Raw genomic sequence first — 19,998 nt, 5'->3', positions numbered from 1 at the left:
GCTGACAGGCTATGGCGAAGCTCTCGCAACATCTGAAATCCACGACGATAGACATGGATAGAACCTGCAAATGCGTGGACAGATCCTCTTAAACAGGATCCTAAAATTTGAACAAAGAAAATACATAGAATAATCGCATAAAATTAATTGCTCTGCGCTTATTATTCACTGCAGTATACAACAACGTCCGCAAAATCTGATATAAACTCATAATCCACAACAGAGCATCCGGTGGCAATTTCTGCGGCAGCCAGCGCCCGCTTCCGTGTCTCATACGTGTCCTTAAAAATAAAACCCCGGTACACCGTCGCCCGGTCTCCCCTATGAGCAACCTTGAAGCTCTCTCCCTCGACCTCAACCTCTACTGCATCGGAACGAGTTTGCCAGTGAGCAAGGCTTCCCTCACACGCAGAAAGGGTTCCGATTACCAGCAAAGAAAGAAAGTAACGAACCATCTATAGCTCCACCTGACACCATTTCCCGCACGATCTTACGGTACATCCTAGCTTAACGCGAAGGAATGGCAACCGCCGGCCGTCTCACCCGCCCTTCTTCTTGAGGCGTGCGGTGGGATCGGCGGTCAGCGGGTCGTCGGGCCAGGGGTGGCGGATATAGCGGCCCCGGTTCTCCGCCTTCACGCCGGGATAGACCTCACGCCAGAAGAACGGCAGGTCCTGGGTTACCGCCAGAGGCCGCCCCGCAGGCGACAGCAGGTGGATCACCACCGGCACCCGGCCGCCGGCGATGCGCGGAGTTTCTTCCGCGCCGAACATTTCCTGCAACTTCACCGGCAGGACAGGCCTTTCACCGGAGTAATCAAGCCGGTGACGGTTGCCCGAGGGCACGCGCAGGTGCGTCGGTGCCTCGGCGTCCAGGCGCTGGCGCATGTCCCACGGCAGCAGGCTTTCCAGGGCCGCCTTCAGGTCGATGGCCTTGAACTGCGACCGCTTGGCGATGCCCGCCAGGAACGGCGCCAGCCAGTCCTCCAGCCCCGCCAGCAAAGCCTCGTCGGACACATCCGGCCAGCCTTCGTCCGCCCCCTCCACCTCGCGCAGGAAGCGGATGCGGGCGCGGAAGCTTTCCGTCTCCGGCGTCCAGGGCAGCGCGTGCAGGCCGATCTGGCGGATGCCGTCGCACACCGCGCCCACGGCATCGGCCCCACCGGCGTCCGACAGCGCCCGATCGTCCAGCACCAGCGCCCGGAAGCGCCGCTGGTGGCGGGCGGCGACCTGCTCGGCCGGGCGGTCCCAGACCACGAAGGCGCCCTCGGTGATCTCGCCCTCGAAGGCGGCCTCGATGTCGGCCCGCGTGATGGGGGCGGCGAGCCAGATCTTGGCGCGCGGTCCGGTGCCGGCGTCCACATCGGCCACCGCCAGCCAGTCCTCGGCGGCCAGCGGATCATCCTCGGGCAGCGCCGCACCCCGCCCCTGGGCCAGCCGGTACTGCCCGCCGCGCCGCTGCGCCACACGGTCCGGCCAGGCGAGCGCCACCAGAAGGCCGGTCGCCGAGGCACTGTCGGCCCGACCCTTCACATCGGCCGCGCGGGCGATCTGCCGCGCCACCTCCCGCACCCGACGGACCGCGCCAGGGTCGGCGTGGGCGGGGGCGGGGGCGTCGCCCTCCTTCAGCAGCACCGCCATGCGCGCCCGCAGGTCGCGGTTGGACCGCCCGCCGCGCAGCACGTCACGTTCGGAGATCACCGCCGCCAGCAGGCAGGCGAGCGGCCCCTCCCCCAGTTCCCAGGCCCGCACGATCATGTGGGCGAGGCGCGGATGCACCGGCAGCGCCGCCACCGCCTGCCCGTGCGGCGTGATGCGGCCGTCTTCGTCCAACGCGCCCAAGTCCCGCAGCAGGTCGCGGGCCTGGGCGAAGTGGGCCGGCGGCGGCGGATCGAGCCAGGGCAGCGCGTCGGGATCGGTTGCGCCCCAGCGGGCCAGTTCCAGGGCCAGCGGCGCCAGGTCGGCTTCCATGATCTCCGGCCGGCCGAAGGCGGGCAGCGCCTTGTGCCCGGCCTCCGCCCAGCAGCGGTAGCAGACGCCGGGCTCCAGGCGCCCGGCGCGGCCCCGGCGCTGCTCCGCGGCGGCCTGGGAGACGGGGACGGTGGCGAGGCGCGACATGCCGCTGCGGGCCTCGAACCGGGGCACGCGGACCAGCCCCGCGTCGACCACCACACGGATGCCCTCGATGGTCAGGCTGGTTTCGGCGATGGTGGTCGCCAGCACCACCTTGCGGCGGCCCGGCGGCGGGGGCTCGATGGCGGCGTCCTGTTTGGCCTGCGGCAGGTCGCCGAACAGCGGATGCACGTCCACGTCCTTGGCAACGGACCCGGTCAGCGCCGAGGCCACCCGCCGGATTTCCGCCTGTCCGGGCAGGAAGACCAGCACCGACCCCGGCTCTTCCTCCAGCGCCCGGCGCACCACGCCCGCCACGTGATCCTCCAGCCGGTTGCGCGGCCCGCGGCTTTGCGGCGGCGGGTCGTAGCGCACCTCCACCGGATAGGCGCGGCCCTCGCTGGTGAGCACCGGGCAGCCGCCCATCAGGCCGGCCACGGGGGCGGCGTCCAGGGTCGCGGACATGACCAGCACCCGCAGGTCGTCGCGCAGCGCGCCCTGCGCCTCCAGCGCCAGGGCGAGGCCCAGATCGGCGTTCAGGCTGCGCTCGTGGAATTCGTCGAAGATGACGCAGGCGTAGCCGGACAGTTCCGGATCGGCCTGGATTATGCGGGTGAGGATTCCCTCCGTCACCACCTCGATGCGGGTCTTCGGCCCGACCCTGGTGTCCAGGCGGATGCGGTAGCCCACCGTCTCCCCCACGGCCTCCCCCAGCGTCGCGGCCATGCGATGGGCGGCGGCACGGGCGGCCAGGCGGCGGGGCTCCAGCATGACGATCCGGCGCCCGGCCAGCCAGTCGGCACCCAGCAGCGCCAGCGGCACGCGCGTGGTCTTGCCCGCCCCCGGCGGCGCCTGGAGGACCACGTTGGTGGTGGTCGCCAGCGCGTGCTGCAGGTCGGGCAGGAGAGTGTCGATGGGCAGGGCCTGGTCCGGTCGCATGGGCGGTCCTTAAGCCGGAAGCGCGCGCGCGTCAACGGCTCCGGCGGAAACCGGCGGCCACCCGCGCCCGTTGAGCCGTCAGCCACCGAAATCAACGGGAGGACACGTTACCATGCGCCGCTTCACCCTTGCCGCCTCCGCCGCCGCCCTTGCACTGTTCGCCGGTGCCCTCGCCCTGCCGGCGCAGGCCGACCAGCACATGAAGGGCTGGACCATCGACATGAACGAGGTCACCGACGACGGCGTCGGCGAAAAGATGGGCACGGTCACCATCATGCCCGCCGAAGACGGCGGCACCAGCTTCCAGGTCAGCGCCGAGGGCTTCTCGGCCGGCGAGCACGGCTTCCACGTCCACCAGAACATGAGCTGCCAGCCCGCCCAGAGCGACGGCGACGTGGTGCCCGGCGGTGCCGCCGGCGGCCACTGGGACCCCGAAGACACCGGCACCCACCAGGGCCCGGAGGGTGACGGCCACCTGGGCGACCTGCCGCGCCTGACCGCCAACACCGAAGGCAAGATCGAGGAAACCGTCACGGCGCCGCGCATCGAGGACATGGGCCGGCTGGCCGAGCATGCGCTCATCATCCACCAGGGCGGCGACACCTACAGCGACGAGCCGAGCCTCGGCGGCGGCGGCCCGCGCGTCGCGTGCGGCATCATTCCCGCCCAGCAGCAGGCGCAGTAGGTTCGGCCCCACAGCATTCGTCCACCGCGCCGCGCAGCCATGCGCGGAAGGCCAGGAAAGCCTTTCGCCGGGCCGTGCGGCGCGGCCATACCAGCCAGTAGGCATAGGGCGACGGCAGCCGCAGGTCGAAAGGGGCGACGAGCAGCCCGCGGCTCAAGGCCTCCGCGGCGATCAGGCTGCGGCCCATCAGCACCCCCTGCCCCGCGATGGCCGCCTGCACGGCCACGGTCGATTCCGAGTAAGAGGCAGCCGTCACGCGGTTCCAGTCCAGGCCGTCGACCCCCGCTTCCTTCAGCCACAGTTCCCAACTGTCGTCGGGCGTGCCATCGGGATAGACGGTGCGGAACAGCGGCACCCCGCGCAGGTCCTCGGGCCGCGTCAGCCGGTATTTCTCCGCCACCGAGGGCGCGCAGACGGGAAAGATGCTTTCGCTGATGATCTTCTCGCACTCCGCCCCCTGCGGCGCGGTGCGGGCGTGACGGATGGCAAGGTCGGCGCCGTCGTTGAAGTCCGTCACCGCCGTCGTCGCCAGCAGCGTCAGCCGCACCTCGGGGTGCGCCTCGGAAAAGGCCGGCAGGCGCGGCACCAGCCACGACGCCGAAAAGCTGGGCAGGGCGGAAACGGCCAGCGTGCCGTCGTCAGCGGGCGCGGCCACCGTCGCCACGGCCTCCGCCAGCCGGTCGAACCCTTCCGTCAGGCCGGGCACCAGGGCGCGGCCTGCGGGCGTAAGGCGCAGGCCCCGCGTCACCCTCTTGAACAGCACCAAGCCCAAACGATCCTCCAGCCCCTTCACCTGCTGACTGATGGCTGCGGGGGTAACCGACAGTTCGTCGGCAGCCTTGGCAAAGGAAAGATGCCGGGCGGCGGCCTCGAACGCGCGCAGGCCGTTGAGCGGCGGCAGGTTCCGTCCCATGCGGCGCCCTTTCATGAGTTAGGTTTCCTAAACCATACCGCAGGCAATCCCGTTTGTCGCGGGCGGCGTTTTCGTCTGAAATCCGTGCATCACGCAAGACACGGAGACGATCCCATGACGCACCTTTTCTATGCCATCTCGCTCATGACCCGCGACGTCGGCCGGCTGTTCCTGGGGGTGGGACTCTCGCCCGAACTGGCGCGGCTGGCGGCAAAGGAACGGCGGGAACTAGGCCTTCCTTACTAATCCCGACTCCCACCGAAAGGATGATGCCTCAGCCATCGGAGGCGACCTTCATCGGGAACCCGGCGCGCCTCTCAGCCCTTAAGTCAGATATGACGCTTTCGACGCTTCTGCTAGCGTTTCCCGTTGGGGGACGTTCGGCCACGGACTGGGGATTGAGGACGATGCGCAAGACGATTGCTTTGGGAGCCCGCCGCGACACGGTGGAAATCATTCAGACCCCCGCCCCCAACCAGCCGGGCCGCATCATGTGGCCCGACGGCATGGTGACGGAAATCACCTTCGACGACATGAACGCGCTGGCCTACATGGCCGAACGCGCCCGCATCTCCCCCGTCGCCATGGCCCGCGCGGCCGACGGCGCGGCGGTGGAACGGGCGCTCCGCTCCCACCAGGCGGTGTGATCCACCGCCGCCGCTAAAGCCCTGCCTCATCCAGAAGGCCGAGGATGCGCTCGATCCATGCATCCTTGGCCTTCTGCATCATCGGGCTGGGATGGGCGTAGGCGAGCGGGCCTTCCGGGGCTTGGACGCCCACCATCACACGGCCCTCCAGCGCCGCCAGGCACTTTTCGGCCAGGGGAAACAAGGTCTTGTGGCGCCCCCAGCCCAGGATCACCGGCGGCGAACCCTGCGGCGGGCCGATGTGGCCCAGCAGCTCGTCGCGGCGTGCGTCGCTGAAGATGGAATGCGCGTCGCCATCCGGCAGCCCCGCCAGCGCCTGGACATGGCGGAACAGGTTGGGGCTCTTGGTCTCGCGCAGGTCCGACAGGTTCAGCACGCGTGCATGCCGCCAGCCGCGCGCGGCCATGACCTTCATCACCTGGTATTGCGTGGTGTCGGGGATGGTCTCCACCAGCCGGCGCACGCCCTTGATGGCGCGGGCATCGCTCACGCGCGGCGGCGTGAACGAGCCGTCGACGGAGCGCGAGGAGCCGGGGTTCATCATCACCACCAGCAGGTCCGGCCGGCGGTCGAGCACCGGCGAGGCATCGCCCGCCGGCACCAGATCGTGCGCGATCAGTTCCAGTACCGAGCGGCATGACCAGGTCGCGCCGCCGATGGGCACGTCGTAGAACAGCCCGTGGACGGCGAACATCCGCTTGCAGTCGGCTGCGCGCAGGGCCTGTGCGCCGGCCACGTCCAGCACCGGCGCCGGAAACAGGTCTCCCTCCATCATCACATCCCCCGTCAGCCCATCATCGCCAGCGGCCGCGTCGCCTCCACCAGCCAGCGTTGCACCGCCGGGCTGTCGGCCAGAAGCGGCGCGATCTCGTCATGGACGCGCTGATGGTACGCATCCACCCAGGCGACTTCCTCCGGCGTCAGAAGGGCGAGCTCGATGAGCAGGCGGTCGATGGGGGCCAGCGTCAGGGTTTCGAATCCCAGCATGGCGCGCTCTGCCCCCTCGACGTCCGCCTCGCACACCGCCACCAGGTTCTCGATGCGGATGCCGTAGGCGCCCGTCTTGTAGTAGCCGGGCTCGTTGGACAGGATCATGCCCGGCCGCAGGGCGACGCGGTTGCCCATCTTGCTGATGCGCTGCGGGCCTTCATGCACCGACAGGTAGCTGCCGACGCCGTGACCGGTGCCGTGGTCGTAGTCCACCCCGTCCTGCCACAGCGCATGACGCGCCAGCACGTCGAGCTGGCTTCCCGTGGTGCCCTCGGGGAACACCGCCGAGGCCAGCGCGATGTGGCCCTTCAAGACCTGGGTGAAGCGCTTGCGTTCCTCCGGCCCCGCCGCGCCCACCGACAGGGTGCGGGTGACGTCGGTGGTGCCGTCCAGATACTGGGCGCCGCTGTCGAGCAGGAACAGACCGCCGGGTTCGATGGTCCGCGTGGTTTCCGGCGTCACCCGGTAGTGCACGATGGCGCCGTTGGGACCGGCGCCGGCGATGGTGGGGAAGCTCAAGCCCCGGAAATGCTCGCCGCCCTTGCGGTATTCCTCCAGCTTGTCGGAGGCCGTCAGTTCGTCCAGCCGGCCGCCCGGCGCTTCCTCCGAGAACCAGCAGAGGAACCGCGCCAGCGCCGCCCCGTCGCGGCGATGCGCGGCGCGGGTGCCCTCAAGCTCTGTCGCATTCTTGCAGGCCTTGGGCAGGGCGCAGGGATCATCGCCGCGGACCACCTTGGCGCCGGCCGCCGCCAGCCGTTCGCGCACCGCCGCGGGCGCCACGGCATGGTCGAGCACCACCCGCGCCCCGTCGCCGCCCAGACGGTCGAGCATCCGCGGCAGGTCGGCGGGCGGCATGACGGTCACCGCATCGCCAAGGTGCGCCCGCGTGGCGTCGGACAGCTTGCGCTCGTCCATGAACAGGTCGACCGAGGGCCTCGACCCGCCCGCCGCGCCGGCGTGCACGATGGCGAACCCCAGCGGAAACGGCGCGTAGGGCACATCCCCGCCGCGAATGTTCAAAAGCCACGCCAGGCTGTCGGGCGTGGTGACGACGGCGGCGTCGGCGCGCTGCTTGCGCAGGGTCGCGGCCACCTCCTCCAGCTTTTCGGCGGCGGGCTTGCCGGAGGCTTCCGGCGGGTGCGGCACCACCGGCGCAAGCGGCACGTCCGGCTGATCGGACCATACCGCGTCCACCGGGTTGGAGCCGTCCGCCACCGCCAGCAGCCGCGCGTCCACGGCCTCCAGCGCCTTGCCGACGCGCGCCACGCCATCGGGCGTGTGCAGCCAGGCATCAAAGCCGATGCGGCCGCCGGGCTCCACCTGGTCGGCCAGCCATTCGTGCGGCGGGGTTTCCGTGACATGCAGGATCTCGAACGCTTCGGTGTCCACCTCCTGCGCCGCCTGCAGGGTGTAGCGCCCGTCGACGAACAGCGCCGCCTTCTCCGCCAGCACCACCGCCACGCCGGCCGAACCGGTGAAGCCGGTCAGCCACGCCAGGCGCTCGGCGCGGGGCGGGACGTACTCGCCCTGGTGCTCGTCGGCGCGCGGCACGATGAAGCCGTCCAGCCCCAGGCGCGTCAGTTCACCGCGCAGAAGGCGAAGCCGGTCGGCCGGGGCGGGGGCGGATGCGGTCATGGGGAATCCTCTGTCGGTGGGCAGGCTCTGCGCTGAAGCTAAGCCGTGGCGGGCGCCGGGGCAAGGATGCGCCCCACGCAAGTGACGGGGCCATTGTGGGCAAGCCTTTCCATCCATGCGATGGCGGCATTGCTGCGATGCAACAAATCCACTGGTGGGGCGCCGGGCGCGGATCGATATTTCGCCCAACCGCCGGTTTGAACGCCGGCTCTCTCTTTTCCTAAAGACGAACCGAAGGACAAGGTCCATGTGGCCGTACGATAACGCCGAGGCCAGCTGGCTGGCCGCCGGCACCCCGTCTTCCCACGACAGCACCCCCCGCGAAGACCAGAAGGCGGCCGCCGAAACGGCGACCGTGACCGCCATGACCGACACCACCCGCACCGCCACCGCCGCCGCCCTTCCGGCACCGGCCAACTGCAACGCCCCCGCCCCGCGCGGCGGCATGATGGGGCGCCTGTTCGGCCGCCTGCGCGCCTGGCGCGCCCGGCAGGACGCACGCGAGACCCTGTACGGCATGTCCGACCGCGAGCTGCGCGACATCGGCCTGTGCCGCGACGACATCCTGTCCGTCACCGCCCGCCGTGCCCCGGCGTTGCCCGCCGCCGTCGCCAACCGCCCGGTGTCCGGCACGGCCATGGGTGCCGGCGTCATGGGCAGCGCCCTGATGGGCCTGACCCGCGGCGCCACCGGCTGGGATCACGCCGCCTGACCGGCGGTCCCGGCGAGGACAAGGGCCCGGACGCGGCACGCCGCCGCCTCCGGGCCCTTTTTCGTGGCCTGGCGGTGGCAGTGACGGCCGTCACCGGCAACGATGCGGGGGGCGCAGGGCTGGGCCGCCGCCTCGGCGCATGTGGACCGGACGCGACCGCTCTATCTTTCCGGAAGAAACCGGCGCCCGGCCGCGTCAAGACGGTCGGAGCGCCCTGCCCCTTCCCGGAGAGTGAGCCATGAGAACGCTGCCCCTGCTCGACCGCATCGCCGAAACCTGGAACATCTGGCACGACCGCCACGGGGTCCGCGACGAACTGTCCGCGCTGTCCGACCGGGAACTGGCCGACATCGGCCTGACCCGCGACGACATCGAGGCCGTCGCCCGCGGCACCTATCAGCGCGGACCGGCGCCGCCGGTGCACTGACGCGGCCGCGGGCCGCGGGCCGCCGTCCGCCTTACGCCTCGACCTTGTGGGTCTCCAGAAATGCCTGGAAGTCCGCCGGCGGCAGCGGCCGGGCGTAGTGGTAGCCCTGGCCCAGATGGCAGCCCAGGCCTTTCAGCACGTCCACGTGGGCCGGCGTCTCGATGCCCTCGGCCACCACCTTCAGGTTCAACACCTCGGCCAGTTGCAGGATGGTGCGCGCCACCGCCCGGTCGGTGTCGCCGTCGGGCAGGTCGCGCACGAAGCTCTGGTCGATCTTCAGCGTCGTCAGCGGCAGTTGGCGCAGGTAGCCCAATGACGAATAGCCCGTGCCGAAGTCGTCGATGGCGACCGAGACGCCCATGTCGTGCCATTCGTTCAGCATGCGCACCGCATCGGAGACGTCGCCCATCACCGCCGTCTCGGTGATCTCCACCTCCAGGGCCTGCGGCGACAGGCCGGCGTCGGACAGCGCGGCGCGGATGCGGTCGGTCAGGTCGTGGACGCGGAACTGCCGCCCCGAGACGTTTACGGCCACCACCAGTTCCTTGTGCCCGGCATCATGCCAGACGCGGGCCTGGCGGCACGCCTCGCACAGGACCCAGTCGCCGATGGCGACGATGACGCCGGTTTCCTCGGCCACCGGAATGAACTGCGCCGGCGAGACCAGGCCAAGCTCGGGATGCTGCCAGCGGACCAGCGCCTCCATGCCGATGACGCGGCCCGTGCCCAGGTCGATCTTGGGCTGATAAAGCAGCCGCAACTCGTCGCGCTCCACCGCGTGGCGCAGCTCGCGCTCCAGCACATGGCGGCGGCCGATGGCCTCCTCCATCTCCGGGTCGAACAGGGTGACGCCGGCATCGGCCCGCGCCCGGCCGGCGAAGACCGCCAGGCCGGCACGCTGCACGACCCGCGCGGCCTCGGTGCCGTCGGCGGGGAAGCGCGCCATGCCCACCCGACAGTCCAGCGCCAGTTCGTTGCCGTCGATGCGGAAGGGGTCCTCGATGGCCGTGCGCAGGGACTGGGCGATGGCGGCCGCGTCGCCCCGGCAGCAGGAACCGTCGCTGTCCTCGCCGCAGACCACCACGAAGTCGGCCCCGCCCCAGGCGCCGACCATGCGGGCGCCGCCGCGCGCGCCCTCCAGCCGCTCGCCGGCGACCCGCAAAAGCTTTTCCGACACCGCGTGGCCGAGGGTATCGCCGATGCGGCGCAGGCCCTGGATGGCGACATAGAACACCACGCCCGGCACGTCCTTTTCCAGCAGGCCGCGCAGGTGCGACAGCACGGCGGTCCGGTTGGGCAGCTCGGTGATGGGATCGTGACGCGCCAGGAAGGCCATCTCCTGCTCGGCCATCTTGCGCTTGGTGACGTCGCGGCCGATCAGCACGAGCCACGTTTCCCCCTCAAGCTCCATGTGCGAGATGGAGCATTCCAGGGGAAATTCGTCACCGCCCAGCCGGCAAGCGGTGCATTCCACGGTGCCGTTCGTGGCGCGCGCCGGCAGGCCCAGCAGGTCCACCAGCGGCCGTCCGCGCAGGTCGCCGGCCGGGGCCTGGAAGGCGGCTTCGGCGGCCGGATTGACCTCGCTGATGCGCCCTTCGGGATCGACGGTCAGGATGATGTCGGGGGCGTTGTTGAGCACGCTCGACAGGTGCGCCTCGCGCACCCGGAGTTCCTCGGTGCGGGTCTCCACCACGCGCTCCAGGACAATGGCCTGGTCGCGCCGCTCCCGCCACAGGGCCTGGACCTCCAGCGTATTGCGGATGCGGTGCATGGCCTCGGCGCGGTCGAAGGGCTTGGTGATGAAGTCGCGCACGCCCGACTCCAGCGCCCGCATCCGGGTTTCCTCGTCGGTCTGGGCCGTCAGCACGATGACCGGCAGCGGCCCCTCGCCGCCCAGGATGCCGCGCAGGCGCTGGATGACGGCGTGGCCGTCCAGAACGGGCATGCGGATGTCCAGCAGCACCAGGTCGAAGGGCTGTTCCTCGAAGGCGGCGACGGCGGCCACGGGATCGGTCATGCCGGTAACGTGGTCGTAGCCCTCGATCTCGAGCATGTCCTCGAGCAGGGCGACGTTCACCGGATTGTCGTCGACGATCAGGATGCGCGCGGCGCGCACCGCATCCGGCAGTGCGTTCATCGGGACGTCTCCTTGAGCGCCCGGTCGATGGCACCCATCAACTCGGGGATGACGACCGGCTTGGTCAGATAGGCGTCGAAGCCCGCCTCCAGGCCCTTCTGAATGCTAGCCGCCGTTGCGTTGGCGCTCAAGGCGATCACCGGCAGCTTGGCCGTGGCGGGATCGGCCCGCAGGCGGCGCACGGCCTCGAAGCCGTCGATGCCCGGCAGGTTGATGTCCATGATCACCAGATCGGGCCGGCCGCAGGCGATCATTTCCAGACCCAGTTCCGCCGTGTGCGCCGTTTGCAGCTGCACGGTGCCGAAGTCCTCCATCACCTCTTCCATGAGGCGCATGTTGGCCGGGTTGTCCTCGACGTAGAGCACTTCCATGGGCGCGCCCTCACCTTCGTCCAACGCCTGTTCGGCGCGCTTCGCCTCGTGCGCGGCGGCAGCTCCGGCGGGGCAGTTCTCGGCCAGCGGCACCTCCACCCAGAAGGTGGAGCCCTTGCCGACGGTGCTTTCGACCCCGATGGAGCCGCCCATGCGCTCCACCAGTTCACGGGTCAGCGTCAGACCAATGCCGGTGCCTTCCACCTCCGTCGCCTCGGCGCCCAGCCGGTTGAAGGGCTCGAACAGCCCGTCCATGTGCTCGGTTGGGATGCCGTGGCCGGTATCGGCGACCGAGAAGCGGGCCGTCCGTGTCTCCAGGTTGACGGCCACCGCCACGATGATCCGCCCGGCCTCGCGATTGTACTTCACGGCGTTGGACAGAAGGTTGATCAGCACCTGCTTGAAGCGGGTGAAGTCCGCCCGCACCCGCGGCGCCGGGTCGGTCACGTCCACGCGGATGGTGATGGCGCGCTTGTTGGCCAGCGTCTCGGCCAGCGGCAGGCATTCGCCCAAGACGTCGGCGGCGTCGATGTCCTCGATGGAGAGCGTCATCTTGCCCGCCTCGATGCGGGCCAGATCCAGCACCTCGTTGATGAGGTCCAGCAGGTGCTGGCCGCCTTTCAGGATCTGCTTGACGTGGCTCTGCTGCTTTTCCGACAGCGGGTCCTTGCGGCTGACCTCCAGCAACTGCGCGAAGCCCAGCACGGCGTTCAGCGGCGTGCGCAGTTCGTGGCTCATGCTGGACAGGAAGGCGGACTTGGCCTGGTTGGCGGCATCGGCCTCGCGCTGGGCGACGCGCAGGTCGGTGACGTCGGTGCGGATGCCCACGCGCCCGCCGTCGGGCAGGTTGCGCTCGGTGACGCGGACATAGCGCTCGCGCCCCTCGGCATCCACAAGCCGTTCCTCGTAGCTTTCCACCGGCAAGCGGTGGCGGGCCATGCGCTCGGCGATGAACTCGTCCTCGCGGCCGATGGCATTGGGATACTGCCCCTCGGCGACGCCCCGGCGGACGAGGTCCTCGAACCTGATCCCCATGCGCACCAGCGGCGCCGCTCTCGGGTAGAGGAACAGCATCTTGTCGTTCCACACGACGATCCTGTCCTGCTCGTCCATCAGCACGAAGCCGTCGCTGATGTGGTCGATGGCGACCTGCAGGCGCTCCTGCGCGCGCACCCGTTCGGTGATGTCCTGCATGATGCCGAACAGGGCCACGGGATTGCCGGCCTCGTCCCGCTCCTGCCGCCCGCTGGAGGACACGACGCGCTCCGTCCCGTCGGGCAGGATGATGGCGTGATCCAGGGTGAAGGGCGTCCCGTCGGTCCGGGTCGCCGCGACGGCCGTGGACACCCGTTCGCGGTCGCGCTCGGGCATCCGCGTCATCACCGTATCAACGGTCGGCGTGAAGCTGTCGCGGTCAAGGCCGTAGATGCGGTACATGCCGTCGGACCACTCGACGGTCCGCGTCTCTTCCTCCACACGCCAGTGGCCCACCTGCCCCACTTCCTCGGCAAGGCTCAGCAGGCGGTTCTTCTCGCGCACCTCGTCCTCGATCTCGCGGCGGTGGGTGATGTCGCGCAGGATGCCGGTGTAGCCCCGGACGCCATTGACCCACATCTCGCTGACGGCCAGTTCCGCATGGAAGAGGGTGCCGTCCTTGCGCCGGGCCGGAACCTCGCGGCCGATGCCGATGATGTGCGGTTCATCGGTCCGGTGATAGCGCGCCATGTAGGCATCGTGGGCGGCGGCGTGCGGCTCGGGCATCAGCATGCTGACGTTGCGCCCGACCATTTCCGCTTCCGCATAGCCGAACAGGCGCACGGTGGCCGGGTTGACCGTGCAGATGATGCCGCGCTCGTCGATGGTGATGATGGCGTCCACAGCCGTGTCCAGCACCGCGCGCTGCGCTGCCTCGCTGGCGGCCAGGGCCGCCGTCGCAACCTGCGCCGCCTCTTCGCGGTCCGTCGCATCGCGCAACGCGATCCGCAAGTCGATGGCATCCACCGCCATGGCCGCCAGATCCTGCAGGACCTGACGCTGCGTCGGGGTCAGGGTGCGCGGCTTGCGGTCGATGACGCAGAGCGAGCCCAGCGGCACGCCGTCGTGGGTCTTCAGCGGGGCGCCCGCATAAAAACGGATGCCGGGTTCGCCGGTGACCAGCGGGTTGTCGGCAAAGCGCGGATCGTTGGTGGCGTCGGGGATCTCCATCACCGTGTCGCCGCGCATGGCGTGGGCGCAGAAGGCCACCTCGCGCGCGGTTTCCCGCACCTCCAGGCCGACCACCGACTTGAACCACTGGCGGCTCTCGTCGATCAGCGACACCGCACTGATGGAAACCTCCAGCAGGGTCGACGCCATCCGCGTCAGGCGCTCGAAGCTTTCCTCCGGAGGCGTGTCCAGGATATCCAGGGCCTTGAGCCGCGCAAGCCGGTCTTCCTCGGTCACCGGCACCCTCGGCCGGGGATCGATCGTATCCACCACTGAACGTTTCCTTCCCCACCCAAGGCCGCGGTTCTCCACGCCTTGCCGCAAGACTTGTGCCAGATCGCCTAATCCTTTTGGCGCAACCGACATTAATCCAGAATTGTTCCAGGGAAAATCAATCTTTTGGCATATAGGGATCGGGAAAGTTCGCCGCACAGGCGGAAAGGCCCCGACCTCCCCGGTCCGAAAAACCGGAGAGGTCCAGACCGCCGCGGCAGGGGCATGGGGACGCCGTAACGGCCAGTGCGGGCTTTGCCGCGGGATAACCACCGGCTGCCAGGAAGGCGGCTCACGCGACACCTCGACAGTACCCCTTCTTTCGGATACTCCATATCCCCCGGATCGAGGATAGGACTCGAGGACCGCTCCACATGGAATCCCTTGACGTCGATTTGCCCTCTCTTACCGCCGCTCCCATCCGGTGGGCCGAGCGGGTGCTCTCGGCGCCGGACCTGCCGGCGCTGCATGGCGCCTTGCGCGACCTGACCGCCGAAATCGGCCTGCGACTGCCGTCCTATGCCCTGGTCATGCTGCCCGAGCGGCGCCTCGTGCAGGAAGCGGCGCTGATTACCTATCCCGGGAACTGGACGCAGCATTACCTGGAGCAAGGCTATTTCGTGGACGACCCGACAGTCGCCACCGGACTGCGGTCGTGTGCGACCTTTGCGTGGCGCGACATCCCGCCGTCCAGCGCGCCGCGCGCCCGGCAGATCATGAGGGAAGCCGCCGACTGGGGCATCACCGACGGCCTGACCGTGCCCTTGCGCGGCGGATCGCTGGCCGCGCTGAGCGTCGCCCTGCCCGATTCGGCCACGCCGCGCGGGCGGACGGAGATCCTGCGGGCCGCGAAGGCGCCGTTCACCATCCTCTCGCTGCTGGTGCACGAGCGTGGACGGGTGCTCTACCGCCGCGACATCGGCGCCGGCATGCTGACCCCGCGCGAGCGCGAGTGCGTGCGCTGGCTGGCGGCGGGCAAGACCGGGACCGAGATCGCCGACATCCTTCACATCAGCAACCTGACCGTCACCCAGCACCTGAAGTCCGCCATGCGGAAACTGCAATGCGCCACCCGCGCGCAACTGGCCGTGCGCGCCGTCGCGCTGGGACTTGCGGACCCGGTGTGACGCTGGCGGCAATCCGGCCCATATACAATCTCTGGTTTTCCGTCCCGCAAGGTTGTATCCTTCTCCGGCCGGATCATGGGGACCGGCGGGGGGCCGGCACCGCCGGACGGGGGACGAAAGGACGGCGATGTCGCGCAGCGAACGCGACGGCCGCGTGGACGCCTTCACGCTTCCTTCGGGATGGGTGACCCGCGTCGCCGCTGCAGAGGACATGGAAAGCCTGAGCACCGTCGCCGGCGACCTGGCCGCGCGCATCGGCTTTGGCGGCGTAACCTACAGCTTTCACAACATGACGAGCGCCTGGTCGCCCGAGCGTGCGGCGCCGCTGGCCTTTTTTACCCAATACCCCGAGCCCTGGATCGCGCGCTACACGGGCAGCGACTACTGCCGCATCGATCCGGTGGTGCGCGCCGCCGGGCAGGGACGCGCCTTTCGCTGGAGCGACATCGCCGACGAGTCGCTCAGCGGCGCCCAGCGGGCGATGATGGCCGAAGCCCGGACATACGGCATTCACGACGGCTTCTGCGTGCCCGCCCGCACCGCCGGTACGCTCGGCCTGTTCAACGCCCTTGCCGACGGCAGCGAGGATGATCGCCGCGCCGCCCTAACCCACGGCACCGAGTCGCTGACGGCGCTGGGCCTTGTGGTGCATGAACGGGCCCGCCACCTGATGCTGCGCGCCGGCGGGGCGGTGCTCTCGGACCTCGACCCCGAGGCCCTGCGGGCGCTGGAACTGCTGGCCGCCGGCGCCGACACGCCCGAGGCCGCCGCAGTGCTCAATATCTCGGAGCAGGCGGTGGACCGGCTGCTGGTGGACCTGATGCGGCGCCTCAAGCTGCCGCGCCCGTCGGGGCTGCGGGCACGGGCGCTGATGCTCGGCCTGTCGGGCCTGGGCCGGCAGCGGCCCCTGTGACCGCCGCCGGCTGACCCCTCTACCGGATCGCCCCGCGTCAGGGCCCGTACACCAGCCTGGGCAGCCAGAGCGCGATTTCCGGGAACAGGATGATCACCGCCAGGCCGACCACCTGCAGCGCCAGGAAGGCCAGCGACGCCTTGAAGATGCTCGACGTCGGGATTTCCTTGGGCGCCACGCCGCGCAGGTAGAACAGCGCGTAGCCGAACGGCGGCGACAGGAAGCTCATCTGCATGTTCACCAGGTAGATGACGCCGAACCACAGCATCAGGTCCTCGGGCGACACGCCGGGCAGTCCCATGACGCCGTCGAAGGTCAGCGCCTGGATGATGGGAATGAAGATCGGCACCGCCAGCAGCAGAATGCCCACCCAGTCCAGGAACATGCCCAGGAACACCAGGATGATGTTCATGAGGATCAGCACCCCGTAGGGGTCCAGCCCCATGCCCATGATGAGGTCGGTGACGAAGTCCTGCCCGCCGCGCAGGATGTAGAAGCCGACGAACACCGTCGCGCCGAAGATGATCCACAGCACCATGGCCGTCGCCTTCATGGTGCCGATGGTGGCGTCGCGCAGGCTCAGCCACGTCAGGCGTCCGTGCAGGGCGGCCACCACCATGGCGCCGAAGCTGCCGATGGCGGCGGCCTCCACCGGTGTGGCGGCGCCGGAAAAGATCACGCCCAGCACCAGCACCACCAGGATGATCGGCGCCAGCATCCGGCGCAGCAGGCGCAGCTTCTCGCCGAAGCTGGCCCGTTCCGCCACCGGCAGCGCCGGGCCCTTCTTCGGGTCGATGGCGCAGCGGATGGCGATGTAGGCGATGTACATGCCCGACAGCAGCAGGCCGGGCAGGACAGAGCCGACATACAACTCGCCCACCGACTGCTGCGCCACCACCGCATAGATGATCGCCAGGATCGACGGCGGGATCAGGATGCCCAGCGTGCCGCCCGCCATGATCGACCCCATGGCGATCTTGGGATCATAATTGCGCTTCAGCATGGCCGGCAGGGCGATGATGCCCATGGTCACCACGGCGGCGCCGATCACCCCAACCATGGCCGCGAGCACGGTCGACGCGATGATGGTCGCCGCCGCCAGCCCGCCATGAAAGCCGCCCATCCACTTGTAGACCACCTCGAACATCTCGTCGATCAGGCCCGCCTTCTCCAGCATGGACGCCATGAAGATGAACAGCGGAATGGCGGACAGCTGGTAGTTGGTCATCAGCGGGAATATGCGCGTCGGGATGATGTTCAGCATGGCCTCGTCGCCGACCAGCACCATGAACACCGCCCCCAGGCTGCCCGTCACGAAGGCCAGCGGCAGCCCGAACGCCAGCAGCACCAGCAGCGAGCCGAACATGAGCACCGACAGCGTGCCGATCTTCACGTCCGCCAGCACGCCGACCAGGGAGAACAGGAACACCTCGTCCGTCCACGGGTCGTAGAGAGCGATGTTGATCGCTTCCACCAGAACCACCAGCCCCAGCGCGACGGTGGCAATGCCGGTCAGCCAGCCCAACGGCAGCCGCGGCTTGCCGGCACCGGAGCCCGATGCGGCGCGCGGCTCTTGCGTGCCGCCGCCTTGAACGCGGGTCTCAGACATGACGCCCCTCCTCCTCCAGCGCGCTCACGCGGCGCATCACCAGGATGTCCTTGACCAGCCGCCCCACCCCCTGAAGCAGCAGGAACAGCGCGCCCAGGAAGATGGCCGCCTTCACCGGCCAATAGGCGATCTGCCATTCGGTGAAGGACCGCTCGTTGGCGTATCCCGTGGCGAACGGCAGGAAATCGGCCGAGACCGAGTTGCTGAAGAAGGTCCAGCCGGTCCACAGCAGCGCCAGGGCGAAGATCAGAAAGAAGACGGAGGTGAAGATGTCCAGCGCCGCCTTTCCGCGCGGTCCGGCCTTGGAATAGAAGAGGTCCACCCGCACATGCGCGTCGTGCAGGTAGGCATAGGCACCGGCGATCAGGTACTGCATTCCGAACATCAGGAACATGGACTCGTGCGCCCAGTTGGTCGGGCTGTCGAAAAAGTACCGCACCGTCACCTCATAGAAGTAGGTGACGACGGCGATCACGGTCCAATAGGCCACGAAGACGCCGGTGAAGCCCGAGATGCGGTCGATGAAGCGGGTAAAGCCGTTCTCGGCCTTCAGGTCCTCGTAGCTGAGCGTCCGGTCGTGGAAGATGCGCTCCTCCAACTCGTCGGAGGTCAGCGGCCCCTCTTCGGCACCGGGCACGCCGGCGCGGCGCTTCTCGGCGCGCCGGACGAAGACCATCATGACCAGCGGAAACAGCAGCAATCCGCCCCAGTACAGCCAGTGGGGCATGACGAAGGTGATCTGCACGTCGAACATGGACGATCCCTCGCGATGGCGGCACAGGGGTCCGGCCGCGGGGCCGAACCCCGTCACCCATGCGCCCCGGCGATTGACATTGCCGGTGCTGCGTTCATGCGCCACGCAGGCTCGCGCGCCATAAGGCGCGGCGGCCAGTCGGCCTTGCCGGGCGACAACTGTATGATTTCATGTGTCGCCCGGTGTCGCTGGTGCGCCGTCAGAGGTTGAGGCTGTAGTCCTTGACGTCCTCGGGCTCCAGGTAGGCCACCGCCGGGCTCATCATCACGTCCAGGTGCAGCTTGAACATGCGGGCGGCGTCGGGGTCCTTGTTCGCCCACTTGTACCACAGCGGCATGGCGACCTGGCGGAAGCGCGCCGCGTCGTCCTCGCTCAGGTGGATGATCTCGGTCCCGGCGTCGCGGAACTTGCCCCAGGCCGCCTTGTTGGCCTCCTGGATGCCGGTGTAGTGGTCGTAGGAATAGGCGTGCACCAGTTCCTCGAACAGCGTCTTCATGCGATCGTCGAGCTGGCTCCACGGGCGCAGGCCCACCGAGATGTCCATCAGGTCGACCGGCTGGTGCAGGCAGGGCGTCGAGGGCGGGCCCATGATGATGTAGTCGGTCACCTGCTGGAAGCCGAGTTCATAGTTGACCGCCGGCCCCGTGTAGTCGGCGGCGTCGATGGTGCCCTTCTCCAGCGCCGGATAGACGTCCGACCCCGGCAGCAGCGTCGTGCGCGCGCCCAGTTCCGAGAACGTCTCGGCCACGATGCCGCCCGGCATGCGCAGCTTGACGCCCGAGAAGTCGTCCAGCGAGCGGATGGGCGTCTTGGAGTGGATCAGGTTCATGTCGTGGTGGACGTGCCCGACGAAGTACAGGCCGTTCTTCTCGTACAGCTCGCGCACCAGTTCCTTGCCGCCGTAGCTTCCATACAGCATGTCCCACTGGTGCGGGTGGTTCAGCCCCATGGGGAAGCTGGAGAAGAACACGCCCGCCGGCATGCGCCCGGCCCAGTAGACGGTGAACAGGTTCATGCCGTCCAGCACGCCGTTGCGCACGGCGTCCACCAGCTCGAAGTCGCCCGAGACGGCGCCGGCGGGGAAGGGCTGGATCTGAAGCTCGCCGCCCGTGACCTCGCCGACGGTCTTCGTCCACTGCTCGAAGATCTTGTAGCCCGTGGTGCCCGGCGCCCACGAGGACTGCATCTTCCAGCGCATGCCCTGCGCCTTGGCCGTCCTGATGTTGAAGCCCAGCCCCGTGGCCGCGGCAGCGACGCCGGCGGCGGTTCCGGTGGCGGCGGTCTTCAGGAAGTCGCGGCGCCCTCGGGACTCGGCGGCCGGGACGACGGCGCGGGTTTTTCGGGTCTGCTTGCTGTCTACCATGTCGGATGATCCTCCCGTGTCGGCGGTCCTTCTGAGGCGGGCCGCCTTGTCCTTGGTTGGTCTTTCGGTCCTGACAGCGTCTTTCCCCGTCCCTTGCCGCGCCCTGGCGGCCATGGGTCCATCACCCCTTCAACATGTTTGAAAATTCAAATGGCCGCCGCCAAGCCCCCCTCGCCCCCTGTGCGAC

At 69.0% G+C, this 19,998-nt stretch carries 16 protein-coding genes; 7 read left to right on the top strand and 9 right to left on the bottom strand.

The features are described from left to right. Positions 1–539: 539 nt before the first annotated feature. Entirely contained in the window at positions 540–3,050 is a 2,511-nt protein-coding gene (hrpB, locus tag LG334_RS05300; RefSeq protein ID WP_404384005.1) for an ATP-dependent helicase HrpB, read from the bottom strand. A 112-nt stretch (positions 3,051–3,162) separates the two neighbouring features. Between hrpB and sodC the strand changes: the two genes are divergently transcribed. Beyond that, positions 3,163–3,735 (top strand): superoxide dismutase [Cu-Zn] SodC, encoded by a 573-nt coding sequence (gene sodC, locus LG334_RS05295; protein WP_404384003.1) that lies wholly within the window; start codon positions 3,163–3,165, stop codon positions 3,733–3,735. Here the strand turns inward: sodC and gcvA are convergent. Then, on the bottom strand, positions 3,707–4,663 hold the full coding sequence (gene gcvA / locus LG334_RS05290; RefSeq protein WP_404384001.1) for a transcriptional regulator GcvA: 957 nt from the start codon (positions 4,661–4,663) through the stop codon (positions 3,707–3,709). The two genes, sodC and gcvA, sit on opposite strands and share 29 nt — an antisense overlap. A 99-nt stretch (positions 4,664–4,762) precedes the next feature. On the opposite strand from gcvA, the gene LG334_RS05285 reads away from it, so the two are divergent. Beyond that, the gene (locus tag LG334_RS05285) at positions 4,763–4,894 is read left to right on the top strand and encodes a hypothetical protein (protein ID WP_404383999.1); all 132 of its coding nucleotides are present in this window, start codon (positions 4,763–4,765) and stop codon (positions 4,892–4,894) included. A gap of 161 nt (positions 4,895–5,055) precedes the next feature. Then, entirely contained in the window at positions 5,056–5,295 is a 240-nt protein-coding gene (locus tag LG334_RS05280) for a hypothetical protein (RefSeq protein WP_404383997.1), read from the top strand. A 13-nt stretch (positions 5,296–5,308) separates the two neighbouring features. On the opposite strand, the gene LG334_RS05275 is transcribed toward LG334_RS05280, so the two are convergent. Next, positions 5,309–6,070, bottom strand: a complete 762-nt coding sequence (locus LG334_RS05275; RefSeq protein WP_404383995.1) for a hypothetical protein — start codon at positions 6,068–6,070, stop codon at positions 5,309–5,311. An 11-nt stretch (positions 6,071–6,081) separates the two neighbouring features. After that, on the bottom strand, positions 6,082–7,920 hold the full coding sequence (locus LG334_RS05270) for an aminopeptidase P family protein (RefSeq protein WP_404383993.1): 1,839 nt from the start codon (positions 7,918–7,920) through the stop codon (positions 6,082–6,084). Positions 7,921–8,167: 247 nt separating this feature from the next. Between LG334_RS05270 and LG334_RS05265 the strand changes: the two genes are divergently transcribed. After that, complete coding sequence (locus LG334_RS05265) at positions 8,168–8,632, top strand: DUF1127 domain-containing protein (protein WP_404383991.1); 465 nt, start codon at positions 8,168–8,170, stop codon at positions 8,630–8,632. A 238-nt stretch (positions 8,633–8,870) separates the two neighbouring features. Next, positions 8,871–9,059 carry a DUF1127 domain-containing protein gene (locus LG334_RS05260; RefSeq protein WP_404383989.1) on the top strand — a complete coding sequence of 63 codons (189 nt, stop codon included), beginning with the start codon at positions 8,871–8,873 and terminating at the stop codon, positions 9,057–9,059. A 31-nt stretch (positions 9,060–9,090) separates the two neighbouring features. Here LG334_RS05260 and LG334_RS05255 read toward each other — a convergent pair whose 3' ends face one another. Together LG334_RS05255 and LG334_RS05250 are read right to left on the bottom strand one after the other, a co-directional pair. Further along, positions 9,091–11,196 carry a putative bifunctional diguanylate cyclase/phosphodiesterase gene (locus tag LG334_RS05255; RefSeq protein WP_404383987.1) on the bottom strand — a complete coding sequence of 702 codons (2,106 nt, stop codon included), beginning with the start codon at positions 11,194–11,196 and terminating at the stop codon, positions 9,091–9,093. Beyond that, on the bottom strand, positions 11,193–14,042 hold the full coding sequence (locus LG334_RS05250; RefSeq protein ID WP_404383985.1) for a PAS domain S-box protein: 2,850 nt from the start codon (positions 14,040–14,042) through the stop codon (positions 11,193–11,195). Before LG334_RS05250 ends, LG334_RS05255 begins: the two co-directional genes overlap by 4 nt. A gap of 377 nt (positions 14,043–14,419) precedes the next feature. Here LG334_RS05250 and LG334_RS05245 point away from each other — a divergent pair, with 377 nt between their 5' ends. Continuing rightward, complete coding sequence (locus tag LG334_RS05245; RefSeq protein WP_404383983.1) at positions 14,420–15,172, top strand: LuxR family transcriptional regulator; 753 nt, start codon at positions 14,420–14,422, stop codon at positions 15,170–15,172. Positions 15,173–15,299: 127 nt separating this feature from the next. Next, entirely contained in the window at positions 15,300–16,085 is a 786-nt protein-coding gene (locus tag LG334_RS05240) for an autoinducer binding domain-containing protein (protein ID WP_404383981.1), read from the top strand. 37 nt (positions 16,086–16,122) lie between these two features. Here LG334_RS05240 and LG334_RS05235 read toward each other — a convergent pair whose 3' ends face one another. The 3 genes from LG334_RS05235 to dctP all read right to left on the bottom strand — a co-directional run bounded on the left by LG334_RS05235 (position 16,123) and on the right by dctP (position 19,811). Next, positions 16,123–17,694 (bottom strand): TRAP transporter large permease subunit, encoded by a 1,572-nt coding sequence (locus LG334_RS05235; RefSeq protein ID WP_404383979.1) that lies wholly within the window; start codon positions 17,692–17,694, stop codon positions 16,123–16,125. Beyond that, complete coding sequence (locus LG334_RS05230) at positions 17,687–18,448, bottom strand: TRAP transporter small permease subunit (RefSeq protein WP_404383977.1); 762 nt, start codon at positions 18,446–18,448, stop codon at positions 17,687–17,689. The genes LG334_RS05235 and LG334_RS05230 overlap by 8 nt, the downstream gene beginning before the upstream one ends. A gap of 199 nt (positions 18,449–18,647) precedes the next feature. Next, positions 18,648–19,811, bottom strand: a complete 1,164-nt coding sequence (gene dctP, locus LG334_RS05225) for a TRAP transporter substrate-binding protein DctP (RefSeq protein WP_404383975.1) — start codon at positions 19,809–19,811, stop codon at positions 18,648–18,650. Between the last annotated feature and the right edge of the window lie 187 nt (positions 19,812–19,998).

It is taken from the genome of Caenispirillum salinarum (assembly GCF_044803115.1).
Classification (GTDB): domain Bacteria; phylum Pseudomonadota; class Alphaproteobacteria; order Rhodospirillales; family Rhodospirillaceae; genus Caenispirillum; species Caenispirillum salinarum_A.
Note: the sequence above shows the minus strand (reverse complement) of the source record. Positions and strands in the feature narration are given on the sequence as shown.